A 21836-nucleotide genomic window follows, 5' to 3' on the forward strand; every position below is an offset into this window, starting at 1 on the left:
ATGGACAGAGAACTCATCCGCAATTTTTGCATCATCGCCCACATCGACCACGGGAAGACGACCCTCTCCGACCGGCTGCTGCAGGCCACCGACACCATCTCCGAGCGGGAGATGCAGAACCAGCTCCTGGACTCCATGGACCTGGAGCGGGAGCGGGGCATCACCATCAAGGCCCACCCCGTCACCATGAGCTACAAGGCCAAGGACGGGAAAACCTACCGCCTCAACCTCATCGACACCCCCGGCCACGTCGATTTTTCCTACGAGGTTTCCCGCAGCCTCTCCGCGTGCGACGGCGCGCTCCTGGTCATTGACGCCGCCCAGGGCGTCGAGGCGCAGACGGTGGCCAACGTCCACCTGGCCACCAAGCAGAACCTGACCCTCATCCCCGTCATCAACAAGATCGACCTGCCCAGCGCCGACGTCCCCTCCGTCCAGCGGCAGGTGGAGGACCTCCTGGCCATCCCGGCGGAAGAGTCGATCCCCTGCAGCGCCAAGGCGGGCCTGGGCATCACCGACATCCTGGAGGCGGTCGTCGCCCGCATCCCGCCCCCGACTCCCCAGCCGGACGAGACCCTGCGCGCCCTCGTGTTCGACTCCCTCTTCGACACCTACCGCGGCGTCGTCACCTACGTCCGCGTCTTCTCCGGGGAGCTGAAGGCGGGCACGCAGATCTACCTCATGGCCACCAACAAGACCTACGAGGTCAAGGAGGTCGGCATCTTCACGCCCAAGATGACCCGCGTGGAGAAGCTTTTGCCCGGCTACACCGGCTACCTGATCGCCAACATCAAGAGCCCCACGGAGGTGAAGATCGGCGACACCATCACCACCGCCATCGCCCCGGCGAAGGAGCCGCTCCCCGGCTTCAAGCAGATCACGCCGATGGTCTTCAGCGGCATCTACCCGATCAACACCGCCGACTACGAGCAGCTGAAAGTCGCCCTGGCCAAGCTCCAGATCAACGACGCCGCCCTTCTCTACACGGCGGAGAGCAGCGTGGCGCTGGGCTCCGGCTTCCGCTGCGGCTTCCTGGGCCTGCTGCACATGGAGATCGTCCAGGAGCGCCTGCGCCGGGAATACGGGATGGACATCATCGCCACCTATCCCAGCGTCATCTACCAGATCCGCCTGACCAACGGGGAGGAGATCGAGGTCGACAACCCCATCAAGATGCCCGACCCCTCCGTGATCGACGAGATCCGGGAGCCCATGGTGAAGGCCTTCATCATGATCCCCAACGAGAACATCGGGGACATCCTTCAGCTGATCATGGAAAAACGGGGGCAGTGCGAGCACACCGAGTCGGTCGACAGCAAGCGCGTCATGCTCCGCTGCGACCTGCCGCTCTCGGAAATCCTCGTCGACTTCAACGACCGCATCAAGTCGATCACCCGCGGCTACGGCTCCATGGACTACGAGGCCTCCCCCTACCGCGCGGGGGACCTGGTGAAGCTGGACATGCTGGTCAACGGCGAGCCGGTCGACGCCTTCTCCTCCATCGTGGACCGGGAAAAGGCTCCCGGCCGCGGCCGTCAGATCGCCGGGCGGCTGAAGGAGGTCATCCCGCCGCACCTCTTCCGCATCGCCATCCAGGCCGCCATCGGCGGAAAGATCGTCGCGCGCGAGGACGTCGGCTCCCTGGGCAAGAACGTCACGGCGAAGTGCTACGGCGGCGACATCACCCGCAAGCGCAAGCTTTTGGAAAAGCAGAAGGAAGGCAAGAAGCGGATGAAATCCTTCGGCAAGGTCGACATCCCGCAGGAGGCCTTCATCGCCGTCCTCAAGACCGACGTGGAGTCGTGATGAAGGGCTTCTTCTCCCGCCGGGCGCGGCACGCCCGCCGCCTGCGTGCCCAAGGGGAGGAATTCCTCGCCGCCTTCCGCAAGCACCGGCTCTACCGCAGCGACCTGCTCGCCCCCGCCCAGCGGGAGGAGGCCCTCTCCTTGGAGAAACGCCTGGCCGCCGCCGTGAACGCGAAGGACGCCCCCCGCCTGGAAGCCCTCCTGCCGGAGGGGGACCGCCTGGCCGCCGCCCTTTTCCCCGCCCGCCCCGGCGACGTTTGGCGGGAGAACCTGGAAGTCGTCTTCGTCGCCATCGTGGCCGCCCTGGCCCTGCGCGCCTACTTCCTGCAGCCCTTCAAGATCCCGACCGACTCGATGAAGCCGACCCTCTACGGCATCCAGACGGCCGCCGCCACGGAGCCGCCGCCCTCCCTGCCGGTGCGGATCTTCCGGCAGGTCGTCTTCGGCCGCAGCTACGGCGCCGTCCGCTTCGACCACCCCGTGACCCTTACCGGCATGCGGGGCGGCAGCATCCCGCCGTGGTTTGAATACACCGACCTCTCTTTCGACACCGGGGAGACCGCCCGCGTCTGGGTCAGCCGGGAGGCCCTCTATTCCCGCCTGGGCCTGCGCCTGGGCCAGCGCTTCGCGCCGCCCCAGGAAGTCGTCCATTACGTGAACGAGGCGGGGGATCAGGTCCTGGTCAACAAGCTGGCCTACAACTTCCGCCTGCCCCATCGCGGGGAGGTCTTCGTTTTCCGCACCAACGGCATCGAGGGGATCGAGGCGGGGCTGCGCCAGCGCGGCATCTTCACTTCCGAGTATTACATCAAGCGCTGCGTCGGCGTTCCGGGCGACAGTCTGCGGCTGATCCCGCCCTACCTGGAAATCAACGGTTCCCGCACGGAGGGGGTCAACGCCGCCATGCGCCGCGTGGAGGCGGCGGAACACGGCTACCAGGGCTACGGCCAGCTGCGCGGGCAGAACTTCCTGGCCACGCCGGAGGAAACTTACCGCATCGAGCCCGATTCCTTCTGGGCGATGGGGGACAACAGCTACAACAGCCTGGACAGCCGCTACTGGGGAGCCGTGCCGCGGCCGAACCTGGTCGGCACGGGAGTCTTCGTCTACTGGCCCTTCGGCCCCCGGTGGGGCTTTATTCGTTAGCCTTTGCGGACCAGCGGGGCGACTTTCTCTCCCAACAGCCCGATGGCGCGCAGCGCCTTGGCGTGCGGCAGGGTGCCGGGGCTCATCTGGATCGTGATCCGGTCCACGCCGCCCAGCGCCTCGCTCCGGGAGAGGATCTTTTCCGCCATCGCTTCCGGCTCCCCGATGAAGAGGGCGCCGGTGGGCCCCAGCAGCGCGTCGTAATGGGCGCGGGTGATCGGCCCCCAGCCGCGTTCCTTGCCGATCTGGCCGAACATCCGCGCGTAGCCGGGGAAGAAGTCGTCGGCGGCCTGCTTGGCCGTCTCGGCAAAGTAGCCGAGCACGTGGATGCCCACCTTCAGCTTTTCCGGCGGGTGCCCGGCCTTGGCGCCGGCCTGCCGGTAGAGGTCGACGAGCGGGCGGAACCGGTGGGGCTCCCCGCCGATGATGGCCACCATGAGCGGCAGCCCCAGCGTCCCCGCGCGGACGAAGGAGGCGGGCGTGCCGCCGACGCCGACCCAGACCGGCAGCAGGTCCTGCTTTGGCCGGGGATGGACGCTCTGGCCGGTGAGGGGAGGGCGGTGCCGCCCGGACCAGGTAATTTCCGGCTGCGCGCGGAGCTTTAAAAGGAGGTCGAGCTTCTCGGCGAAGAGGGAGTCGTAATCGTCCAGATCGAGGCCGAAAAGGGGGTAGGCCTCCACGAAGGAGCCGCGCCCGGCGACGATCTCCGCCCGCCCGTTGGACAGCAGGTCCAGGGTGGCGAAGTCCTGGAAGACCCGCACCGGATCGTGCGCGGAGAGGACGGTGACGGCGCTGCAGAGCCGGATGCGCCGCGTCCGCGCGGCGGCCGCCGCCAGGAGGACGGCGGGCGCGGAGTCGAGGAACTCGGGCCGGTGATGCTCCCCGATGCCGAAGACGTCCAGGCCCGCCTGGTCGGCCCGCGCGACCTCTTCCAAAAGGTTTTGCAGCCGCACGACGGGGTCGACCAGGGCGCCGCTGACCGGATCGGCCAGCGTGGCGACGAAACTGTCCAAGCCGATTTCCATCCGCGCCTTATTCGGTGGGGAGGGGGATCATCCGGCTGACTTCCGACCGCAGGCGGTCGAATTCCTTTAGCCACTCGGCCAGGGCGCGGCGGCGTTCGGGGTTGGTCTCCAGCTTTTCCAGGGACTTCGCCAGGTTCATGCCGTAGTAGAGGGACTGCCACTGGAGGGTCAGGTAGAGCTTGTCGAAGGCGGGCGTCTTGGCGGCGAAGATTTCCTTGGCGTGCGCGGCGCTGATTTCCTTGCGGGCCTCCGCCTCCACGGCGGGCAGATGGCGGTTTTTCAGGTCGAGCGACTCGTCCTGCTTGTCCCAGGCTTCCAGCTCTTTGGCGATTTGCTTGTAGAGCGCGGCCAGGCGCTTGATGGTTTCCTTTGTCTCCGGCAGGGCGGTCTTGAAGAGGAAGATGCCGTCGGCGTTCTTGTCCTCGTTGCAGAGGTTTAGGAGAAGGGCGTAGCCGTCGCTCAGTTTTTCGGCGCGGGTGAATCCGGCGCGGACGGGGGCTTCCGCCCGGACGGAGGAGAGGGTCAGAACCGTGAGCAGGGCCAGGAGGAAAAGGCGCATGGCCCGTATCTTAACCGAAAAAAGAGGATGCGCCAGTACCCCGCCTGTTACATTATGGCGGCGTGATCCGCACGATCGTCGCCCTTTGCCTGGCCCTGCTCCTCCTCGGCCTGGGAGAGGCCTATTGGTTTTGCAAGCGTCCGCTGGCCCCGTCCGGCGGCCTTTATTTCTGGCGGCCGGTCCACCTGGGCGTCATCCCCTTCCGCCAGAACGATCCCCGCTGGGGGCGGGACCTCATCGGCCGGCGCGGGGACACCCTGGGCGCGCAGGGGTGCGCCGTCACCTCCGCCGCCGCCATCCTGGCCTCCTACGGCGTCGCGCTGACTCCGCAGACCCTCAACCAATTCCTGAACACCCACGGCGGCTACACGCCGGAGGGGTGGCTGATCTGGGAGAAGGCGGCCGCCTTCCAGCCCGGCGTGGCGGAAAAGTCCTATGAGGACGATGCCTCCTACTACCTCATCGACTCCAGCCTGATGCGGGGCGTCCCGGTCATCGTCCGGCTCAAGCTGCGGAGCGGGCGCACCCACTTCGTCGTCATCATGGGGAAGGAAGGCTGGGACTACCTCATCTGCGATCCGGGCGCGGGCGCGTCGAAAGGGTTCTACCCGCTGCGCCAGATCGGCTCGCAAATTTACGCCCTGCGCGCCTATCGCCGCCTATGAAAGCGAAGCCCCCCCTCGTCTCCGTCCAAGGGCTCTCCGTGGAGCGGGACCGCGCCATTCTGAAAGATATCGACTGGACGATCCGGCCCGGCGAGCACTGGGTGCTTTTGGGCGCCAACGGCTCCGGCAAGACCTCCCTCCTTAGCGCCCTGACCGGCTACCTGACGCCCAGCGCGGGGGAGATTGAGCTGCTGGGCAAGCGCTACGGCGCGGCCGATTGGCGCGTCTTGCGGCAGGCCGTGGGCCTGGTCAGCGCGGGCATCCAAAAGCGGATCGAGCCGGAGGAAACCGCGCTGGAGATGGTCGCCAGCGGGCGGGACGCCGTCCTCAATTTCTGGGGGAAGCTGACCCCCGCGCTGCGCCGCCAGGCGCTGCGGCGGCTCCGGCAGGTGGACGGGGCGCACCTGGCCGCCCGCCCGTGGTGGCAGCTTTCCCAGGGAGAACGGCAGCGGGTCCTCATCGCGCGGGCCATGATGTCCTCCCTCAAGATCCTCATCCTGGACGAGCCCTGCGCGGGCCTCGACCCGGTGGCGCGGGAGGAGTTTCTCGGCTTCCTCGCCCGCTTCACCAAGGCGCGCGGCGGCCCCGGCCTGGTCCTGGTCACGCACCATGTGGAGGAAATCGTCCCCGGCTTTACACACGGCCTCGTCCTGCGGCAGGGGAAGGCCCTGGCCTCCGGGAAGATCGGCTCCGTCATGACCTCCCGGGTCCTCTCCGCCGCCTTCGGCGCGCCGTGCCGGATCGGCCGGCGCGGGGGGCGTTACGCCTTCGCTTTGACGGGGAAGGCAAAAACCCCGCACTTCGCCTTCTAAATAGCCGAATTAACTAGAGTGAGAACGACGCTCAAGGGTTTGGGAGCATGGGGAGTGGCCGCGGCGCTCTCCCTTCCCGTCCAGGCTTCGATCCCTTCCTCCTGGCGCCCCCCCGTGGAGCCCCGGGGCCAGTGGGCCGGCTTCCTGGACACCGATGGCAACCTGCAAGGCCTTCCCGAATACGGCGCGGCCCATTGCTCCGCCGAGCGGCCTGTCGTCGTCACCCTGCCGCAGGACGGCCGTAATCTCACCATCGGCTGCACGCTGAAGGGGCCCCTGGCCGTCGAAGAGCCGCCGCCCGCCCTTGCCTTTCCCGACAACTTCCTCAACCGCCCCTTTTGGTATCCCGTCACGTACGATCCCCATCCGCCCCGCCCCTTGGCTTTCAGCCGGGATGGGGAGGCGGCGGCCAAGAGGGGCCTGGATATCTCCGCCTGCGACCTGCGGCGGCCCGTTCACATCGCCCTGCCCCAGGGAGAAGGACGCGGGGAAGCCCGCGTCGCCTGTTCCTCCCGGGAATAGCGGTTGACGGCCTTTTAGCTATTCCTAGACTCGTGCCTTTTTATGGCACGCGAACTCACCTACGTGGCGGTCAACCCCTACACGATCTATAAGTCCCGTACGGGCGGCATCCTTTCCCGGCTGCTGACCCGGACCGCCCTCGACCTGGTGGGCGCCGTCATGATCGCCCCGGACCAGGCCTTCGTCGACGCCTACGCCGAAACGATCGTCACCGACAAGGACCCCGCCCGCCGGGCCTACCAGGAGCAGATCCGGGACTACGTGAAGCGCAACTACGCGCCGGACGCCTCCGGCCGGCCGAACCGGATCATGGTCCTCCTCTTCGAGGGAGAGGACGCCGTCCGCAAGACCCTGGAAGCCGTCGGCAGCCTGCGGGGGAAGAGCGGCCAGGGCGGGGAAACCATCCGCGACACCTACGGCGACCTCATCGCCAACCCGGACGGCACCCTCCGCTACTTCGAGCCCGCCGTCCTCGTCGCCCCCACGGCGGAGGACGCCCAAAAGCAGCTCCGCCTCATGGCCAAGCACGTCGCCGCCAAGGGCCCCCTGCTGGAAAACGCCACCCCCACCGCCGGCCAGCCCGGCCACCAGCGCACCCTGGTCATCATCAAGCCGGACAACTTCCGCTTCCCCAGCGGCCGCCCGGGCAACGTCATGGACCTCTTCTCCCGCGCCGGTCTCTACATCGCCGGGGTGAAAGTCCACCGCATGTCCGTGGAGCAGGCGGAGGAATTCTACGGCCCCGTCCGCCAGACCCTGCTCAACCAGCTGCGGGAGCCCACCGCCCAGCGGGCCAAGGAATTGTTGGAATCGGCCCTCTCCTTCTCCGTCGGGCCGGAGACGCTCAAGCAGCTCGGGGAGATCCTGGGCCCCCTGGCCGGGGAGGACCGCTTCCAGACCATCGTCAAGTTCATGGCCGGGCGCGCCCCGCGGGACTGCGCCACCGCGGCGGAAAAGAAGGAGCCCGGCAGCGAGAAGTGCATCGTCCTCATCTACGAGGGGATCGACGCCGTGAAAAAGATCCGCGAGGTCCTGGGGCCCACCGACCCCTCCAAGGCCCCTCCGGGCTCCATCCGGCGGGAGTTCGGCCAGACCATCATGGTCAACGCCGCCCACGCCTCCGACTCGGCGGAAAACGCCCGGCGGGAGATGGAAATCGTCCGCATCCAGGAAAATAATTTTAAAGCATTGATCGACGAGGCGTACGGCTCGTAAGCTGGACGGCTCAATTTTAGAAACCCAAAGACCCCATCGTAATGATTATGGAAGCCGCCTCCCGTCTGCGCAAAATCACCCCCTCCCTGACCCTGTCCATCGACAGCAAGGCCAAGGCCATGAAGGCCGAGGGCATCGACGTCATCAACTTCGGCGCCGGTGAGCCCGATTTCGACACCCCCGACCACATCAAGGCGGCGGCCATGGGCTCCTTGGACGCGGGCTTCACCAAATACACTCCCTCCTCCGGCATCCCGGAGCTGCGCACCGCCATCAGCGAGAAGCTCAAGGCCGACAACAACCTGGACTACAAGCCCTCCCAGATCGTCGTCACCTGCGGCGCCAAGCACGCCTGTTTCAACGCCATCCTGGCCGCCATCGAGCCGGAGGACGAGGTCATCATCCCCGCCCCCTACTGGCTGAGCTACCCGGAAATGGTGAAGATCGCCGGCGGCAGCCCCGTCGTCGTCCAGACCACCGCCGAAAGCGGCTACAAGATCACCCCGGAGCAGTTCGAGGCGGCCATGACCCCCAAGACCCGCCTCATCATCCTCAACAGCCCCGGCAACCCCACCGGCGCCGTCTACACCCGCGACGAGCTGGCCGCCCTGGCGGAAATCGCCCTGGCGGAGGACATCCTCATCCTTTCCGACGAGATCTACGAGAAACTCGTCTATGACGGGGCCAAGCACTTCAGCATCGCCTCCCTGAGCAAGGAAGTCTACGACCTGACCTTCACCGTCAACGGCTTCAGCAAGCCCTACGCGATGACCGGCTGGCGCCTGGGCTACGTCGCCGCCCCCGAGTGGGCCGCCAAGGCGATCGACTCCCTCCAGAGCCAGACCACCTCGAACACCACCTCCTTCGCCCAAAAGGGCGCCCTGGCCGCCTACAAGGGGCCGCAGGACTGCGTCGCGCAGATGGTCACGGAGTACGACGTGCGCCGGAAGATGGTCGTCGAGGCCGCCTCCAAGCTGGGCAAGGTCAGCTGCGTCACCCCGCAGGGCGCCTTCTACGCCCTCTTCAACATCTCCGGCACCGGCCTGAGCTCCACCGCCTTCGCCGAGCGCCTGCTGGAAAAGCAGAAGGTCGCCGTCGTCCCGGGCATCGCCTTCGGCGATGACGAGACCGTCCGCCTCTCCTACGCCACCAGCCGCGAGAACATCGAGAAGGGCCTGAAGCGGATCGCCGAGTTCGTGGCGACCCTCTAACCCTTCCCGGAGTCTCTCCGTGGAAAACCTGGTCATCATCGGCTCCGGCTGCGCGGGGTGGACGGCCGCCGTCTACGCCGCGCGGGCCAACCTGAAGCCGCTCCTGGTCACCGGCGAGCAGCCCGGCGGGCTCCTCACCACCACGACCATCGTCGAGAACTACCCCGGCTTCGCCGAGGGGATCGACGGCAGCGCCCTCATGGAGGCCATGCAGGCCCAGGCCAAGCGCTTCGGCACCCAGGTCCGCTACCTCACCAAGGTGGAGAAGGTCGACTTCTCCGCCCAGCCCTTCCGCCTCACCGTGGACGGGGAGGAAGTCCTGGCCCGCGCCGTCATCATCGCCGTCGGCGCCGGGCACAAGCACCTGGGTGTCCCCGGCGAGCACGAGCTGGAGAACAAAGGCGTCACCTACTGCGCCACCTGCGACGGCGCGCTCCCCATCTTCCGGGACAAGCCCCTGGTCGTCGTCGGCGGCGGCGACTCCGCCTGCGAGGAAGCCCTCTACCTGACCCGCTTCGGCTCGGAGGTTTACCTCGTCCACCGCCGGGACAAGCTGCGCGCCTCCCCCATCATGGCGGAGCGCGCCCTCTCCAACCCCAAGATCAAGCCCGTCTGGAACACCGAGGTGGAGCGCGTCCTGGGCGAGGGCGGCAAGGTTTCCGGCGTCGTCCTGCGCGACCTCTCCGGCCAGACCCGCGAGCTGGCCTGCGCGGGCGTCTTCGTCGCCGTCGGCCACCGGCCGAACACCGCCGTCTTCGAAGGCCAGATCGACCTGGACGAGGGCGGCTACGTCCGCCTGGGCCAGGGCAGCCGGACCAACGTCCCCGGCGTCTTCGCCGCGGGCGACTGCGCCGATCCGGTCTACCGCCAGGCCATCACCGCCGCGGGCATGGGGTGCGCCGCCGCCATCGACGCGGAGCGCTATCTCGCCGGGCTTCCCTAGGCCGGTTTTCGCCATGAAGTGCGACGTCCTCATCGCCGGCTGCGGCTTCGCGGGGGCGGTGCTGGCGGAACGCCTGGCCAGCCAGTGCGGGCTGCGCGTCGTCGTCGCCGACCGGCGCGGCCACATCGGCGGCAACGCCCACGACGCCCCGGACGCCGCGGGGATCCTCCTCCACGTCTACGGCCCCCACTACTTCCGCACCAACGCGCCGCACCTCGTCGACTACCTCTCCCAGTTCACGGAGTGGCACCCCGTCGAATACAAGATCCTCTCCTGGAGCGACGGGCGCTACTGGCAATTCCCGATCAACCTCAACACCTTCGAGCAGCTCATCGGCCGCCCCTCCACCACGGAGGAAATGGAGGCCTGGCTGGCGGAAAAGCGGGTCCCCATCGAAAAGCCCGCCAATTCGGAGGAAGTCATCGTCTCCCAGGTCGGTTGGGAGCTGTACGAGAAATTCTTCCGCAACTACACGCGCAAGCAGTGGCGGCGGGAGCCGAAGGACCTCGACGCCAGCGTCTGCGGCCGCATCCCCGTCCGCACCAACCGGGACGACCGCTACCTCTCGGAAAAATTCCAGGCCCTGCCGAAGGAGGGCTACACCAGGCTCTTCGAGCGGATGCTCAGCCATCCGAACATCGAGGTCCGCCTCCACACCGACTACCGGGATCTCCTGCCCGGCTCCACCCACCGCCACCTGGTCTACACCGGCGCCATCGACGAGTATTACGGCTTCCGCTTCGGCCCGCTCCCGTACCGCTCCCTGCGCTTCGAGCCGGAGACCCTGCCGCAGGAGCAGTTCCAGCCCGCGATGCAGGTCAACTACCCCAACGACCACGACTACACCCGCATCGTCGAAATCAAGCACGCCACCGGGCAGAAGAGCCCGGTGACCACCATCGTCCGCGAATACCCGGACGACTATGGCCCGGGCAAGGAGCCTTACTACCCCATCCCCGCGCCCGACGCGCAGGCGATCTACCGGCGCTACGCCGAGCTGGCCGCGCAGGAGAAGGACGTCAGCTTCGTCGGGCGGCTGGCCAGCTACCGCTACTACAACATGGACCAGGTCGTCGCCCAGGCCTTGACCGAGTTCGAGAAACTGAAGGCGAAGTTCCCCCATGTCCCACCTGCCTCCTGAGAAGGGCTCCTCCTACTGGGGCTCTCCCGCGCAGCCCTACTGGTTCCGGGGCGTCAACCCCAGCGCCGACCTCGTCCTCCTGCGGGACGGCGCCCGGGGGAAGGAAGTCCTCCTCGTCCACCGCGCCCCGACCGCTCCCGCCGAGGCCGGGAAATGGGCGCTTCCCGGCGGCTTCATGGAAAGCGACGCCGCCCGGGGCCATCCCTGGAAGCCGGGCCGCGAAACCGCCCGCCAGGGGGCCGTCCGCGAGACGCGGGAGGAAACCAGCCTCGACGTCTCCGCCTGGATCGAGCGCCTCCGTTGCGTCGGCATCTTCGAAGGGGACGGCCGCGACCCGCGCGACAACGCCGAGGCGTGGGGGAAGAACGTTTCCTACGTCCTCGACATCGGCTCCCATCCCTTGCCGGAACCCGCCGTCCAGGAGGAGACGGACGGGGTGGAATGGGTCCCCCTGGCTCTCCTTTCCGGGCGGGAGCTGGGTTTCGACCACGCCGCGATCATCGCCCGGGGCGTCGCCGTCGCTTCCGGCTTCCTTCCCGCCTGCGACGACCGGGGCGAGCTGTTCAAGGGGCTGGCCTTCCGCCGCAGCGGCCCTCTTCCGGGGGACGAGGGGCGGCAGCCGGTGCGGGAACGCTAGGTCGTGAACACGACCTAGGCACGGCCTTTGCTTTGCTTCGTTCATGGGCCAACCCTACCGGCATCCGGGACCTAATCTGACCGCCGACCTGGTCCTCCTGCGGAACGGCGCGCAAGGCCGCGAAATCCTCCTGGTCCAGCGCTCGGAAAACTCTCCCGCCGAGCCCGGCAAATGGGCCTTGCCCGGCGGCTTCGTCGAGACCGACGCCGCGCGGGGCGAGCCCTGGAAGCCCGGCCTGGAAACGCCCCGCCAGGCCGCCGTCCGGGAAACCAAGGAGGAGACCCGCCTCGACGTGAGCCGGATCGAAGGCGGCCTGAAGCGGATCGGCGTCTTCGAGGGAGGAGGTCGCGATCCGCGCGACAATGCCGAGGCGTGGTCGAAAAGCACCGCCTACGTCCTCGACATCGGCGACACGCCGTTGCCGGAGCCCGAAGGGGCCGACGACGCCGCGCAGGCCAAATGGGTGCCGCTGGCCCGGGCGGTTTCCCTGCCGCTCGCCTTCGACCACCGCCGGATCATCGCGCAGGGCGTCGAGATCGCCGACGGCAAGCGCAGGCCGGAGGAGGAGCTGGAGGCCTGGCGGGGCTTGGATTTTCGGCGCGGCGCTCCTCTCATCCAGGCGGCATCGACGGATCGGGAAATCGGGAAGTAGCCTTGTCTAAGGGCCCGCCTCTTCTAACCTGAAAGGGTGACGCTCCGCCTCCTCCTTGCGGTTTTTCTTTCCCTCTCCACCCTGGCCTCCGCCCAGGCCATTTCCTCCAAACCCGGCCACTCCCGCCATGCCGAGGCCGTCCTCCTGGCCGAGCCCGCCGGAAAGGATGCCTGGACCGTCGCTCTGCGGCTTACGACGACTCCCGGCTGGCATACCTACTGGCGCAATCCGGGGGACGCGGGGTTGGCCACCTCGATCGAGTGGAAGCTCCCCTCCGGTTGGAGCGCCGGGCCGATCGAATGGCCGGTGCCGCAGCTGATCTCCCTGCCTCCCCTCATGAGCTACGGCTATGAGGGAGAGGCCTGGCTCCTCACCGAGGTGAAGGCGTCCGGCCCCGGCGCGCTCCACGCGACGGTCCGCTGGCTGGAATGTTCCGCCGACACCTGCATCCCGGCCTCGGCCGACTTCACGCTCGCGCTCCCTGCGGCCGCCGCGCCGGGGAAGGACCCCCGCATCGCCGCCGCCCGCGCGGCGCTGCCGCAGCCGTGGCCCGGCACGGCGGCGGTGAAGGCGGAGGGCGACGCCGATGTGGTCGAGCTTTCCGGCGGGCCGAGCCTCGGCACGCTCCGCGCCCGCTTCCTGCCGTTCGACTCCGGCCTGATCGACAACGCCGCGCCGCAGCTCTCCGTCCACGCCTCCGGCGGCGGCACCTGGCGGGTGAAGCGGGACGCCAACGCCCCCGCGCTGAAGCCCGGCGCGACGGTCGACGGCCTGCTGGCCGGGATCGACGAGGCGGCGGGCAAGCCCGTCGGCTGGCAGGTCGCCCTCCGCGTCGCGGAGGTACCCGCCCCGTCCTCCGCCTCCGGCTTTTCCTGGCTCCTGGTTTTCGGCGCGTTCGCGGGCGGCCTGCTCCTCAACCTCATGCCCTGCGTGCTGCCGGTCCTGGCGCTCAAGGTCCTTTCCCTGACGCGCTCCGGCGCGGGGAAGCGGGAGGGCCTTCTCTTCACCCTGGGCGTCCTCGTCTCCTTCTGGGGCCTGGCGGGGCTTCTCCTGGCCCTGCGGGCCACGGGGGAAAAGATCGGCTGGGGCTTCCAGCTTCAGTCGCCTTCCTTCGTCATCCTCATGGCGGCGCTTTTCCTCCTCATCGCGCTGAACCTCTTCGGCCTCTTCGAGGTCGGCCTGATGGCCTCCGGCGCGGCCGGGCGCGCGTCGGGCCGGGGAGGGGCGTTTTGGAGCGGCGTGCTGGCCGTCCTGGTCGCCAGCCCGTGCACGGCGCCTTTCATGGGCTCGGCCCTCGGCGTCGCGCTCACCGCCTCTCCCTGGGTGGCGCTGGTGCTCTTCACCTCCCTGGGCCTGGGACTGGCGGCGCCCTACCTCGTCCTGGCGGCCAATCCGGCGTGGCTCCGCTTCGTGCCTAAGCCCGGCCCCTGGATGGAGCGGCTGCGGCAGTTCCTCGGCTTCCCGATGCTGGCCGCCGCGCTCTGGCTCGTCTGGGTCGATGCGGCGCAGGTCGGCCTGGCCGGTGGGTTTCTCCTCCTGGCCGCGCTCCTGGTCCTTTCCCTGGCAGCCTGGCTCTACGGGCTCTCCCTCCAGCCGGGACGTCCCGGCGCGAAGGCCTTCCTCTCCATCGCCGCTGTCGTCCTGGCCGGGGCGGCGCTCACCGTCGCCATGGCGCGGCAGGAGCCGCAGGCCGCCGCCGCATCGGGGCAGGGCGCGTGGGAGCATTTCACCCCGGACCGCCTGGCCGCGCTGCGTGCGGAGGGGAAGCCGGTCTTCGTCGACTTCACCGCCACCTGGTGCCTCAGCTGCCAGGTGAACCGCCGGATCGCGCTGGAAGACGCCGCCGTCCGCCGGAAATTCCAGGAAAAGGGCGTCGCGCTCCTGGAGGCGGACTGGACCTCCCGCGACCCGGGGGTGACCGCCGCGCTGGCGGGTTTCGGGCGGCAGAGCGTGCCGCTCTACGTTCTCTACGTTCCGGGAGAGGAGCCGCGGGTGCTGCCCCAGCTCCTCACGCCGGGCCTTGTCCTGAAGGCGTTGGACGCGCTGCCCGCGCGGTAAAGTAATGAGGGCGCGGCTCTTCTCCTGCCTCTTCCTGGCGGCGTGGTGCGGCGCCGTCTGGCTCTTCCTGGACTGGGCCGCGCAGCCTTCCCAGGCTCCCGTGGACGATTGGGGGCGGCGGCTCGATTGGAACGTCTTCTTCACCCGCTACCTCCTGCCGGAGATGCCGGTGGCGGAGCGGTTCGATTTTCCCCTGCGTCCGCCGGACGGGGAGGGGGCCTTTGTCGCCAAGCCCTTCGCCTTCCACGGCCACGCCGGGGAGGACTGGAACACCGCGCCGGGCAACGGCGACCTGGGCGAGCCGGTCCGCTCCCCCGCTGACGGCCGCGTCGTCCTGGCCCTCGACTTCCAGGGGGGATGGGGAAAGGTCGTGTTGGTCGATTACCGGCTGCCGGACGGGTCCGATCCGGCGGCGGTGGAAATGATGTTCGCGCAATTGAGCGAGACCGCCGTGCAGCCGGGCCAGCTGGTGAAGCGGGGCGAGGTCCTGGGCAAGGTGGGCAACGCCGACGGGGCTTACGCCGCACACCTTCACTGGGAAGTGCGGCGGGTGATCGGGCTGGGCTTGGGCGGCGCCTACGCGGACGATCTAAGTCCCTGGCTCAATCCCAGCGCCTTCGTCGCCGCGCGGCACGGCGGCCCGTCCCGAGTCAAACTGCTTCCCGCCTCCCAATGGGAGAAGTGGGGGGACGATTAGGGCCCGGGCTTGATGTAGTAGCCGGAGGCCTTCCAGGCGTCGCCGACTTTCTCGAACGTGACGGTCTCGATCGCGCGGGGGAGCCGCTCGAAGGAGGTGTGAAATTGCGCGAGGACGAAGTCCCCCTGCTGCGCCCCGGTGGGGCTGGCCACGACGGTTTGCCGGGAGGCGGAGGCGATCCGGCGGCCCAGGCATTTCCCGTAGGGCGCGCGGGCGGTCTGCAGGGCGTTCGCCCAATCCTTTTCCGTGACCGCCTTTTGGAAGGAAGGCGCGGCGTCCTGCCAGCTGCGGTCGTAGAGGTGGTTGTCGATTTTTTGCAGCCAGGGCTGCATGGCGGCCTCGGCGGCGGCCGTTTCGTCGGCGGCCCGCGCCGTGCCGGCCAGGGAGGCGAGGAGGAAGGCCAGGAGGAGGAAGGTTTTCCGAATGGAGGTCATGGCGCGGTGAAGAAGTCCTTCGCCTTCTTGAAGAAGCTTTCCTGTTGAGGGTGGGTCTTCTCGTCGCAGATCTCGGCGAATTCCTGGAGCTTGGCCCGCTGTTCGGCGGTGAGGTGGGTGGGCACCTCGATGAGGATGCGGGCGTGCATGTCGCCGTGGCCGCGGCCGCGGACGTCCGGCAGGCCCTTGCCCTTCACGCGGAACATGCGGCCGTTCTGGCTGCCGGGGGTGACTTTGATGCTGGCAGGGGTGCCGTCCAGGGTGGGGACGCTGACCTCCCCGCCCAGCGCCGCGCGGGCGAAGCTGACGGGGACGTCGCAGAAGAGGTCGCTCCCCTCCCGCTTGAAGATCTCATGCTCGGCGACGTGGAGGACGACGTAGAGGTCCCCGGCCTCGCCGCCCTGGAAGCCTCCTTCCCCGTGGCCGGAGGAGCGGAGCCGCGCGCCGTTGTCGACGCCCGCGGGAATCTTGACCCGGACGCTGGCCTTGTGGCGGATGCGGCCCTCTCCGCGGCAGCGGTGGCAGGGTTTTTCGATGACGCGGCCGTTGCCCTGGCAGCGGGGACAGGTCTGGGCCACGGTGAAGAAACCGCGGCTGACGCCGACCTGGCCCTGGCCCGCGCAGGTGGGGCAGGTGACGACCTTGGTGCCCGGCTCCGCGCCGCTGCCGGTGCAGTGGGGGCAGGTGTCGAGCTTGTGGAAGGTGATCTCCTTCTCGCAGCCGCGCGCGGCTTCCTCGAAGGTCAGCTCCAGGTCGTAGCGGAGGTCGGCGCCGCGGCCGCGCTGGCCCCGCCCGCCGCCGCCCCCGAAGGCTTCCTCGAACATGCTGCCGAAGATGCCGCCTCCGGCTCCCCCGCCGCCGCCGAAGACCTCGCGGAAGATGTCGAAGGGGTCGTGGAAACCTCCCGCCCCGCCCCCGCCGCCGCGCGCGTCAAAGGCGGCGTGGCCGAAGCGGTCGTAGGCGGCGCGCTTCTGGGGATCGTTGAGGGCCTCGTAGGCCTCGCCCAGTTCCTTGAACTTTTCCTCGGCCTCCTTGTCCCCCTTGTTCTTGTCCGGGTGGTATTTGACGGCCAGCTTGCGGTAGGCCTTTTTGAGTTCCTCGGTGGTGACGGTCCGTTCGACCATCAGCACCTCGTAGTAGTCGCGCTTGGTGGAGGCCATTTTACTTCGCGGAAGCCTCGGCCTTCTTGCCCTTCTTTTCCGGAACGCCTTGGGAGACGACGACCAAGGCGGGGCGCAGGAGCTTGCCCTTCAGGGAGTAGCCCTTGCGGCGCTGGGAAATGACGGTGCCTTCCGGCTGGTCGGAGGGCTCGTGGCCGATGGCCTCGTGCTGGTGGGGGTCGAAGGGCTTGCCCACGGCGTCGATGGCCTCCAGGCCGGAGTCCTTGAGGAAGTTCTGGATCTGGCCGAGGACCATCTGCAGGCCGACGGCGATGGCCTTGGCGTCCTGGGCTTGGCTGGCGGCCATCATGCCCAGTTCGAAATTGTCGACCACGGGCAGGAGGGTTTCCAAGAGGCCCTCGTTGGCGAAGCGGATGGCGTCTTCCTTTTCCCGGGCCATCCGTTTGCGGGAATTGTCCCATTCGGCCAGGGTGCGCACGGCTTTGTCCTGGGCCTCGGTGGCCTTCTCCTGCCAGGACTTGGCCAGGGCGGAGGAGACGACGATGTAGGCGGGATTTTCTCCGGTGATCTCTTCTTTCATAGGGAAGGGGGGAGTTTATGCGTTTTTTTGCCCGGGGTCCAGCCGTTGGAGGGCCAAAAGGGTGATGTCGTCCGCCTGGGAGCCGTCCTGGCCGAACTGCCGGACCCGATCCACCAGGTCCTTCACCAGGAAGTCGACGCTCTGGGAGCCGGACTCCTTCAGGGCGGCCCGCAGGTTCTCCTGGCCGAATTGGCGGCCCTGGGCGTTGGGGGTTTCCGTGAGGCCGTCGGTGTAGAGGACGAGGGTGTCGAGGGGATCGAGGCGGATTTCGACGTCGTCGATCATCTGGTCGAAGACTTCTCCCGGGTCGATCCCCAGGGCCAGGCCGGGGGCGCTGACCGCCTCGATTTTCCCGGTGGCGTGGCGGTGGAGGAGGGGCGGCTCGTGCCCGGCGCGGGCCAGGCGGACGGTCCCGGCGGCGGGGTCCAGGACCAGGTAGGTCATGGTGATGAACATGTCCTCGCGGATGTCGGGGAAGATCTGGCGGTTGAGCTCGCGCAGGATCTGGGCCGGGGAGGCCGACTGCGGCGCGATGCTCCGCAGCATGCTGCGGCACATGGCCATGATGAGGGAGGCGGGGATCCCCTTGCCGGAGACGTCGGCGATGACCAGGCCCCAGCGGCCGCCGCCCACGGGGACGAAGTCGTAGTAGTCCCCGCTGACCTGCTGGGCGGGGAGATTCAGCGCGGCGGCGCTGAAGGGGTCGAGCTGCGGGGAGGCTTCCGGCAGGAGGATGCGTTGGATCTCCCGGGCCGTCTCCAGGTCGGAGTCGAGCTTGCGCTTCTCCGCCAGCTGCATGGAGAGCCGGGCGACGTGGAGGGAGTAGGCCGCCTGCTGGGCCACCGTGCGCAGGATGTTCAGGTCGGCCTCCGTGAAGGCGTGGCCGTCCCGGCGGTTGGCGGCGGCGATGACGCCCAGGATCTCCCCCCGGTATTCGAGCGGCACGGCCAGGTAGGAGTGGGCCTGCAGGGGCTCCTGCTCGAAGAAGGGAAAGCGCGGGTCCTTCGCCGCGCTGCGGATCAGCTCCGCCTTGCCGCTGCGGGCGGCGGCGGCCAGCGGGGCGGGGCTTTCCAGGGGGACCGGCTCCCGGCGCAGGAAGGAGCCCAGGCGCAGGCGGTCGCGGGCCAGGTCGTCGGCGGCGTCCGGCGGCACGGCCAGGGGAGGGGGGAAGGGGCCGTCCAAGGCGGCCAGGCGGAGGGTCTTCCCTTCCTCGTCGAGCATGTAGAGGGCGCCGCTCTGCGCGTCGGTCACGTTGGTGGCGCAGTGGAGGACGACCTGGAGGAGGAGCTTTTGGTCGAGGTCCTCGCTGATCGCCTCCCCCAGTTCATGGAGGAAACTGAAGTAGACCCGTTTTTCCTCCTGGAGGACCAGGAGCTCCGCCCGCAGCTCCTCCCGCTGGAGGGCGTCCCGGGCGGCCCGGCGGCGGGCCAGGAAGAGGACGGAAAGGAAAAGGGCGGCGACGATCAGCCAGGGAATCATGGCCGATGCGGGAGCCTAATCGACGGACTGGCCGAGGTCTTCGCGCAGGTAGGCGACGACGTCCTTGAACTTGGTCGCGTTCTGCTGGTCCCACTTGATGAGGGTCTCGTGGGCCTGGAGCATGAGCGCGCCGGTCTGTTGGCGGCCCGTGGCGGGCCCGTCGAGCTGTTCCAGGGAGACGCCCTCAAACTCGGGCGGCTTCAGGTGGAAACGGAAAAGGCGGTCGAGGCCCAGATTCTGAATCAGCTCCGCATTGCGGTGGCTGGCGTGGATGACCTCCACCAGGCCGTGTCCGGCAGTCCGCAGCTTCAGGCCGATGCCGGCCAGGATGCCCAGGAAGGTGCTGTCCAGATAGCTGCACTCCTTGAGGTCGATCAGGAAGTCCTCGGCGCCCGTCTTGAGCATTTCGTCGCAAAACCCCTTCAGATGGGCGGCGTTCTGAAAGGAGCCCCGGCCCCGCACCTGGACATAGACGAGCTTGTCGCGGCGGGCTACCTGGACGGTCGATTTTTCCACAGAGGTACTCTGCGCCAAAGCCTCCCCGGGAGTCAATGTCGGGGAGGAGACACTTCTGGGTTGAATCGGCGTGAAAAGGGGAAGATACTCATTTTCTTCTACCGATGGCCGCCACCAAGCCGACCCCGACTCATGCATACGCCGAGGTTTGGGGCATCCTCTGCTTCGGCGGGGTGCTGTTGACTGTCCTCAGTCTCTTCTCCTATGACGCCTACGACATCGGCGTCAACACCTCCCAGGCCAACCTCCAGATCAACAACGCCATCGGTCCGGTGGGGGCCTACCTCTCCTTCTTCCTTTTTGCCTCCTTCGGCATGGCCGCCTATGTCGTCCCGCTGCTGCTCCTGACGGCCAGCATCGCCTTCGTCCGAAAGTGGGAGATCCCCTGGAAGGAGTGTTTCTTTTGGGCCGTACTCTTTTTGGCCGGGCTCTGCGGCCTGCTCGACCTGCCCCCCAGCTTCGCGGACGGGTGGCGGCGGAAGATCGACGTGGGGAGCGTGGGCGGCTTCTTCGGGGAAAACCTGAACGCCTTTCTCCTGGTCCGTTTCCTGGGCCGGACCGGCGCGGCGATCCTCCTTAGCTCGATGACGATCACCTCCTTCATCTTCCTCTTCCGGCAGCGGCCCATCGGGCTGGCCATCGCCTTTGCGGAGTGGTGCGTGGAGAGCTGGCAGGAATACCTGGAAAGCCGCCTGGAGAAAAAAGAGGGCTCCGCCGGCCGCATCGCCGTGGCGGAGCGCCGCCTCCGCCAGGAAGAGCAGATCCTGCAGAAGAAGATCACCCGCCTGGCCAAGGCCCCTCAGCCCGCCGCCGCCCCGGCCGCCGCGGCCATCCCGGAACCCCGCGTCATCGACACCTCCTACACCCCCGCATCCGTGCCGGAACCAGAGCCCGCCGCCGTCCAGGCCGCACCGCCGGCGGAGGAAGAGGTGGAAGAGCCCGCCGCGGAGGCAGCTCCCGCCCCCAAGCGCGCGCCGAAGAAGGCCCCCGCGCCCGCCGCCGTCCCGGCGGGCCCCGTGCCCGACTTCACCGGCTACGCCCTGCCGCCCCTCGACCTCCTGCAGAAGAACAACGCCGTCGCCCGTCCCCAGGCCACCTCGGAGGCGGAGCTGCGGGAGAACGCCGAACTGCTCGTCGCCACCCTGCGCACCTTCGGCATCGAGGTGACCCCGGGCGACATCACCAAGGGAACCACCATCACCCGTTACGAGGTCTACCCCGCTCCCGGCGTCCGGGTCGACCGCATCGTCAGCCTCCAGCGGGACCTCGCCCGCTCCCTCAAGGCGGAGCGGATCAACATCCTGGCCCCCATCCCCGGGCGCGACTCCGTCGGCATCGAGATCCCGAACACCTCGAAGGTCCCCGTCGTCCTGCGCGACCTCTTCGAGACGCCGGAGTGGACCGCCGCCCTGGCCAAGGGGAAGATCCCCTTGGCGCTGGGGAAGGACGTCTACGGCCAGACCCTCGTCGCCGACCTGGCGGAGATGCCCCACCTCCTCATCGCGGGAACGACCGGCTCCGGCAAATCGGTCTGCATCAACTCGATCCTCCTCTCCCTCCTCTTCAAGTTCACCCCCGCCGACCTGCGCCTGATTCTCGTCGACCCCAAGCAGGTCGAAATGCAGGTCTACAACGCGGTGCCCCACCTCGTCGTTCCCGTCGTCGTCGAGCCGAAGAAAGTCCTCGTCGCCCTCAACTGGGTCATCAAGGAAATGGAGAAACGCTACCGCATCCTGGCCCAGACCGGCGTGCGGAACATCTCCGCCTTCAACGGCCGCGTCCGCACCCCGGCCAAGCCCGCGTCGGAAGAGGAGCAGATGGACCTGCTCGATCAGCAGGGCGGGGAAGGGGAGGCGGACGACGAGGGCGCGCCGCCCGCGCCGAAGTCCCCCGCGGACGACATTCCCGACCGCCTCCCCTACATCGTCGTCATCATCGACGAGCTGGCCGACCTCATGCAGACCACCTCCGCCGAAGTGGAGACGGCCATCGTCCGCCTCTGCCAAAAGGCGCGCGCGGCGGGCATCCACCTCATCGTCGCCACGCAGACCCCGCGCCGGGAGGTCATCACCAGCCTCATCAAGACAAACATCCCCTCCCGCGTCGCCTTCCAGGTGCCCAGCGCCCTCGACTCCCGCGTCATCCTGGACGAGAACGGCGCGGAAAACCTCCTGGGCAAGGGCGACATGCTCTACCTCCCCCCCGGCTCCGGGAAGACCCTTCGCGGGCAGGGGGCCTTCGTCTCGGACGAGGAAGTCCTGCGCGTCGTCGAGGCCGCGGCCAAGCAGGCCCCCAACACCTTCGACTCGGAAATCCACCGCAAGCTCAACCCCGGCGGCGGCGGGGGCGGCGAGGCCGTTTCCGACGAGGACCGGGAGCTCGTCCTTCAGTGCATGGAAGTCATGCGCCAGGAAAAGCGGGCCAGCACCTCCATGCTCCAGCGCCGCCTGCGCCTGGGCTACAACCGGGCCGCCTGGGTCGTCGACTTCCTGGAGCGCAACGGCGTCCTGGGGCCGGAAAACGGCGCCAAGCCGCGCGAAATCCTGGTCGACCTCGACCAGTTCGATCCCGAAAGCCTCTTTGCGGGTTGATAAACCCCTTCCCCTTGATACCGTGAC

General features: G+C 68.3%; 21 protein-coding genes. 14 read left to right on the top strand and 7 right to left on the bottom strand.

All coding sequences use genetic code 11. The features are described 5' to 3' along the window. A complete protein-coding gene (gene lepA, locus PW734_00150; protein MDE1169614.1) occupies positions 1 to 1806 on the top strand; it encodes a translation elongation factor 4 in 1806 nt (601 codons plus the stop codon). Further along, on the top strand, positions 1806 to 2951 hold the full coding sequence (gene lepB, locus PW734_00155; GenBank protein ID MDE1169615.1) for a signal peptidase I: 1146 nt from the start codon (positions 1806 to 1808) through the stop codon (positions 2949 to 2951). Before lepA ends, lepB begins: the two co-directional genes overlap by 1 nt. On the opposite strand, the gene PW734_00160 is transcribed toward lepB, so the two are convergent. Next, positions 2948 to 3976, bottom strand: coding sequence for an LLM class flavin-dependent oxidoreductase (locus PW734_00160; GenBank protein ID MDE1169616.1), 1029 nt, complete (start codon positions 3974 to 3976; stop codon positions 2948 to 2950). The genes lepB and PW734_00160 overlap by 4 nt on opposite strands. Before the next feature lie 7 nt (positions 3977 to 3983). Beyond that, on the bottom strand, positions 3984 to 4535 hold the full coding sequence (locus PW734_00165) for a hypothetical protein (GenBank protein MDE1169617.1): 552 nt from the start codon (positions 4533 to 4535) through the stop codon (positions 3984 to 3986). A gap of 62 nt (positions 4536 to 4597) precedes the next feature. Between PW734_00165 and PW734_00170 the strand changes: the two genes are divergently transcribed. From PW734_00170 to PW734_00220, 11 genes are read left to right on the top strand one after another with little or no spacing between them, the layout of a single operon-like run. Further along, entirely contained in the window at positions 4598 to 5200 is a 603-nt protein-coding gene (locus PW734_00170; protein ID MDE1169618.1) for a C39 family peptidase, read from the top strand. Then, complete coding sequence (locus tag PW734_00175) at positions 5197 to 6012, top strand: ATP-binding cassette domain-containing protein (GenBank protein MDE1169619.1); 816 nt, start codon at positions 5197 to 5199, stop codon at positions 6010 to 6012. Before PW734_00170 ends, PW734_00175 begins: the two co-directional genes overlap by 4 nt. Positions 6013 to 6030: 18 nt before the next feature. Continuing rightward, complete coding sequence (locus PW734_00180; protein ID MDE1169620.1) at positions 6031 to 6534, top strand: hypothetical protein; 504 nt, start codon at positions 6031 to 6033, stop codon at positions 6532 to 6534. 42 nt (positions 6535 to 6576) lie between these two features. Continuing rightward, positions 6577 to 7749 (top strand): nucleoside-diphosphate kinase, encoded by a 1173-nt coding sequence (locus tag PW734_00185; protein MDE1169621.1) that lies wholly within the window; start codon positions 6577 to 6579, stop codon positions 7747 to 7749. Between the two features lie 47 nt (positions 7750 to 7796). Continuing rightward, a complete protein-coding gene (locus tag PW734_00190; GenBank protein ID MDE1169622.1) occupies positions 7797 to 8960 on the top strand; it encodes a pyridoxal phosphate-dependent aminotransferase in 1164 nt (387 codons plus the stop codon). 19 nt (positions 8961 to 8979) lie between these two features. Then, positions 8980 to 9903 carry a thioredoxin-disulfide reductase gene (gene trxB, locus PW734_00195; protein ID MDE1169623.1) on the top strand — a complete coding sequence of 308 codons (924 nt, stop codon included), beginning with the start codon at positions 8980 to 8982 and terminating at the stop codon, positions 9901 to 9903. A 13-nt stretch (positions 9904 to 9916) separates the two neighbouring features. After that, positions 9917 to 11044: a UDP-galactopyranose mutase gene (gene glf / locus PW734_00200; GenBank protein ID MDE1169624.1), complete on the top strand. Its 1128-nt coding sequence runs from the start codon at positions 9917 to 9919 to the stop codon at positions 11042 to 11044. Continuing rightward, positions 11025 to 11681, top strand: a complete 657-nt coding sequence (locus PW734_00205) for an NUDIX domain-containing protein (protein ID MDE1169625.1) — start codon at positions 11025 to 11027, stop codon at positions 11679 to 11681. Before glf ends, PW734_00205 begins: the two co-directional genes overlap by 20 nt. Positions 11682 to 11724: 43 nt before the next feature. Beyond that, positions 11725 to 12333 carry an NUDIX hydrolase gene (locus tag PW734_00210; GenBank protein ID MDE1169626.1) on the top strand — a complete coding sequence of 203 codons (609 nt, stop codon included), beginning with the start codon at positions 11725 to 11727 and terminating at the stop codon, positions 12331 to 12333. Positions 12334 to 12369: 36 nt separating this feature from the next. Next, positions 12370 to 14391, top strand: a complete 2022-nt coding sequence (locus PW734_00215) for a protein-disulfide reductase DsbD family protein (protein ID MDE1169627.1) — start codon at positions 12370 to 12372, stop codon at positions 14389 to 14391. A gap of 4 nt (positions 14392 to 14395) precedes the next feature. Continuing rightward, complete coding sequence (locus PW734_00220) at positions 14396 to 15088, top strand: M23 family metallopeptidase (protein MDE1169628.1); 693 nt, start codon at positions 14396 to 14398, stop codon at positions 15086 to 15088. Here the strand turns inward: PW734_00220 and PW734_00225 are convergent. From PW734_00225 to PW734_00245, 5 genes are read right to left on the bottom strand one after another with little or no spacing between them, the layout of a single operon-like run. Further along, complete coding sequence (locus PW734_00225; GenBank protein ID MDE1169629.1) at positions 15085 to 15522, bottom strand: DUF4019 domain-containing protein; 438 nt, start codon at positions 15520 to 15522, stop codon at positions 15085 to 15087. The genes PW734_00220 and PW734_00225 overlap by 4 nt on opposite strands. Next, positions 15519 to 16682 (bottom strand): molecular chaperone DnaJ, encoded by a 1164-nt coding sequence (dnaJ, locus tag PW734_00230; protein ID MDE1169630.1) that lies wholly within the window; start codon positions 16680 to 16682, stop codon positions 15519 to 15521. The genes PW734_00225 and dnaJ overlap by 4 nt, the downstream gene beginning before the upstream one ends. 1 nt (position 16683) lies before the next feature. Beyond that, entirely contained in the window at positions 16684 to 17223 is a 540-nt protein-coding gene (locus PW734_00235; GenBank protein MDE1169631.1) for a nucleotide exchange factor GrpE, read from the bottom strand. Positions 17224 to 17238: 15 nt separating this feature from the next. Then, a complete protein-coding gene (locus PW734_00240; protein MDE1169632.1) occupies positions 17239 to 18702 on the bottom strand; it encodes a SpoIIE family protein phosphatase in 1464 nt (487 codons plus the stop codon). 15 nt (positions 18703 to 18717) lie between these two features. Next, positions 18718 to 19218: an STAS domain-containing protein gene (locus tag PW734_00245; protein ID MDE1169633.1), complete on the bottom strand. Its 501-nt coding sequence runs from the start codon at positions 19216 to 19218 to the stop codon at positions 18718 to 18720. Positions 19219 to 19322: 104 nt separating this feature from the next. Between PW734_00245 and PW734_00250 the strand changes: the two genes are divergently transcribed. Then, positions 19323 to 21809, top strand: a complete 2487-nt coding sequence (locus PW734_00250) for a DNA translocase FtsK (protein ID MDE1169634.1) — start codon at positions 19323 to 19325, stop codon at positions 21807 to 21809. Positions 21810 to 21836 lie beyond the last annotated feature (27 nt).

Origin of the sequence: Verrucomicrobium sp. (assembly GCA_028283855.1) — a bacterium.
Classification (GTDB): Bacteria; Verrucomicrobiota; Verrucomicrobiia; order Methylacidiphilales; family GAS474; genus GAS474.

What these genes read in the sequence shown, in the direction of transcription:
- PW734_00220 (MDE1169628.1), top strand. Translation starts at nt 14,396, where the DNA reads ATGAGGGCGCGGCTCTTCTCCTGCCTCTTCCTGGCGGCGTGGTGCGGC.
- PW734_00165 (MDE1169617.1), bottom strand. Translation starts at nt 4,535, where the DNA reads ATGCGCCTTTTCCTCCTGGCCCTGCTCACGGTTCTGACCCTCTCCTCC.
- PW734_00190 (MDE1169622.1), top strand. Translation starts at nt 7,797, where the DNA reads ATGGAAGCCGCCTCCCGTCTGCGCAAAATCACCCCCTCCCTGACCCTG.
- PW734_00235 (MDE1169631.1), bottom strand. Translation starts at nt 17,223, where the DNA reads ATGAAAGAAGAGATCACCGGAGAAAATCCCGCCTACATCGTCGTCTCC.
- PW734_00240 (MDE1169632.1), bottom strand. Translation starts at nt 18,702, where the DNA reads ATGATTCCCTGGCTGATCGTCGCCGCCCTTTTCCTTTCCGTCCTCTTC.
- PW734_00205 (MDE1169625.1), top strand. Translation starts at nt 11,025, where the DNA reads ATGTCCCACCTGCCTCCTGAGAAGGGCTCCTCCTACTGGGGCTCTCCC.
- glf (MDE1169624.1), top strand. Translation starts at nt 9,917, where the DNA reads ATGAAGTGCGACGTCCTCATCGCCGGCTGCGGCTTCGCGGGGGCGGTG.
- dnaJ (MDE1169630.1), bottom strand. Translation starts at nt 16,682, where the DNA reads ATGGCCTCCACCAAGCGCGACTACTACGAGGTGCTGATGGTCGAACGG.
- PW734_00175 (MDE1169619.1), top strand. Translation starts at nt 5,197, where the DNA reads ATGAAAGCGAAGCCCCCCCTCGTCTCCGTCCAAGGGCTCTCCGTGGAG.
- lepA (MDE1169614.1), top strand. Translation starts at nt 1, where the DNA reads ATGGACAGAGAACTCATCCGCAATTTTTGCATCATCGCCCACATCGAC.
- PW734_00225 (MDE1169629.1), bottom strand. Translation starts at nt 15,522, where the DNA reads ATGACCTCCATTCGGAAAACCTTCCTCCTCCTGGCCTTCCTCCTCGCC.
- lepB (MDE1169615.1), top strand. Translation starts at nt 1,806, where the DNA reads ATGAAGGGCTTCTTCTCCCGCCGGGCGCGGCACGCCCGCCGCCTGCGT.
- PW734_00210 (MDE1169626.1), top strand. Translation starts at nt 11,725, where the DNA reads ATGGGCCAACCCTACCGGCATCCGGGACCTAATCTGACCGCCGACCTG.
- PW734_00160 (MDE1169616.1), bottom strand. Translation starts at nt 3,976, where the DNA reads ATGGAAATCGGCTTGGACAGTTTCGTCGCCACGCTGGCCGATCCGGTC.
- PW734_00250 (MDE1169634.1), top strand. Translation starts at nt 19,323, where the DNA reads ATGGCCGCCACCAAGCCGACCCCGACTCATGCATACGCCGAGGTTTGG.
- PW734_00185 (MDE1169621.1), top strand. Translation starts at nt 6,577, where the DNA reads ATGGCACGCGAACTCACCTACGTGGCGGTCAACCCCTACACGATCTAT.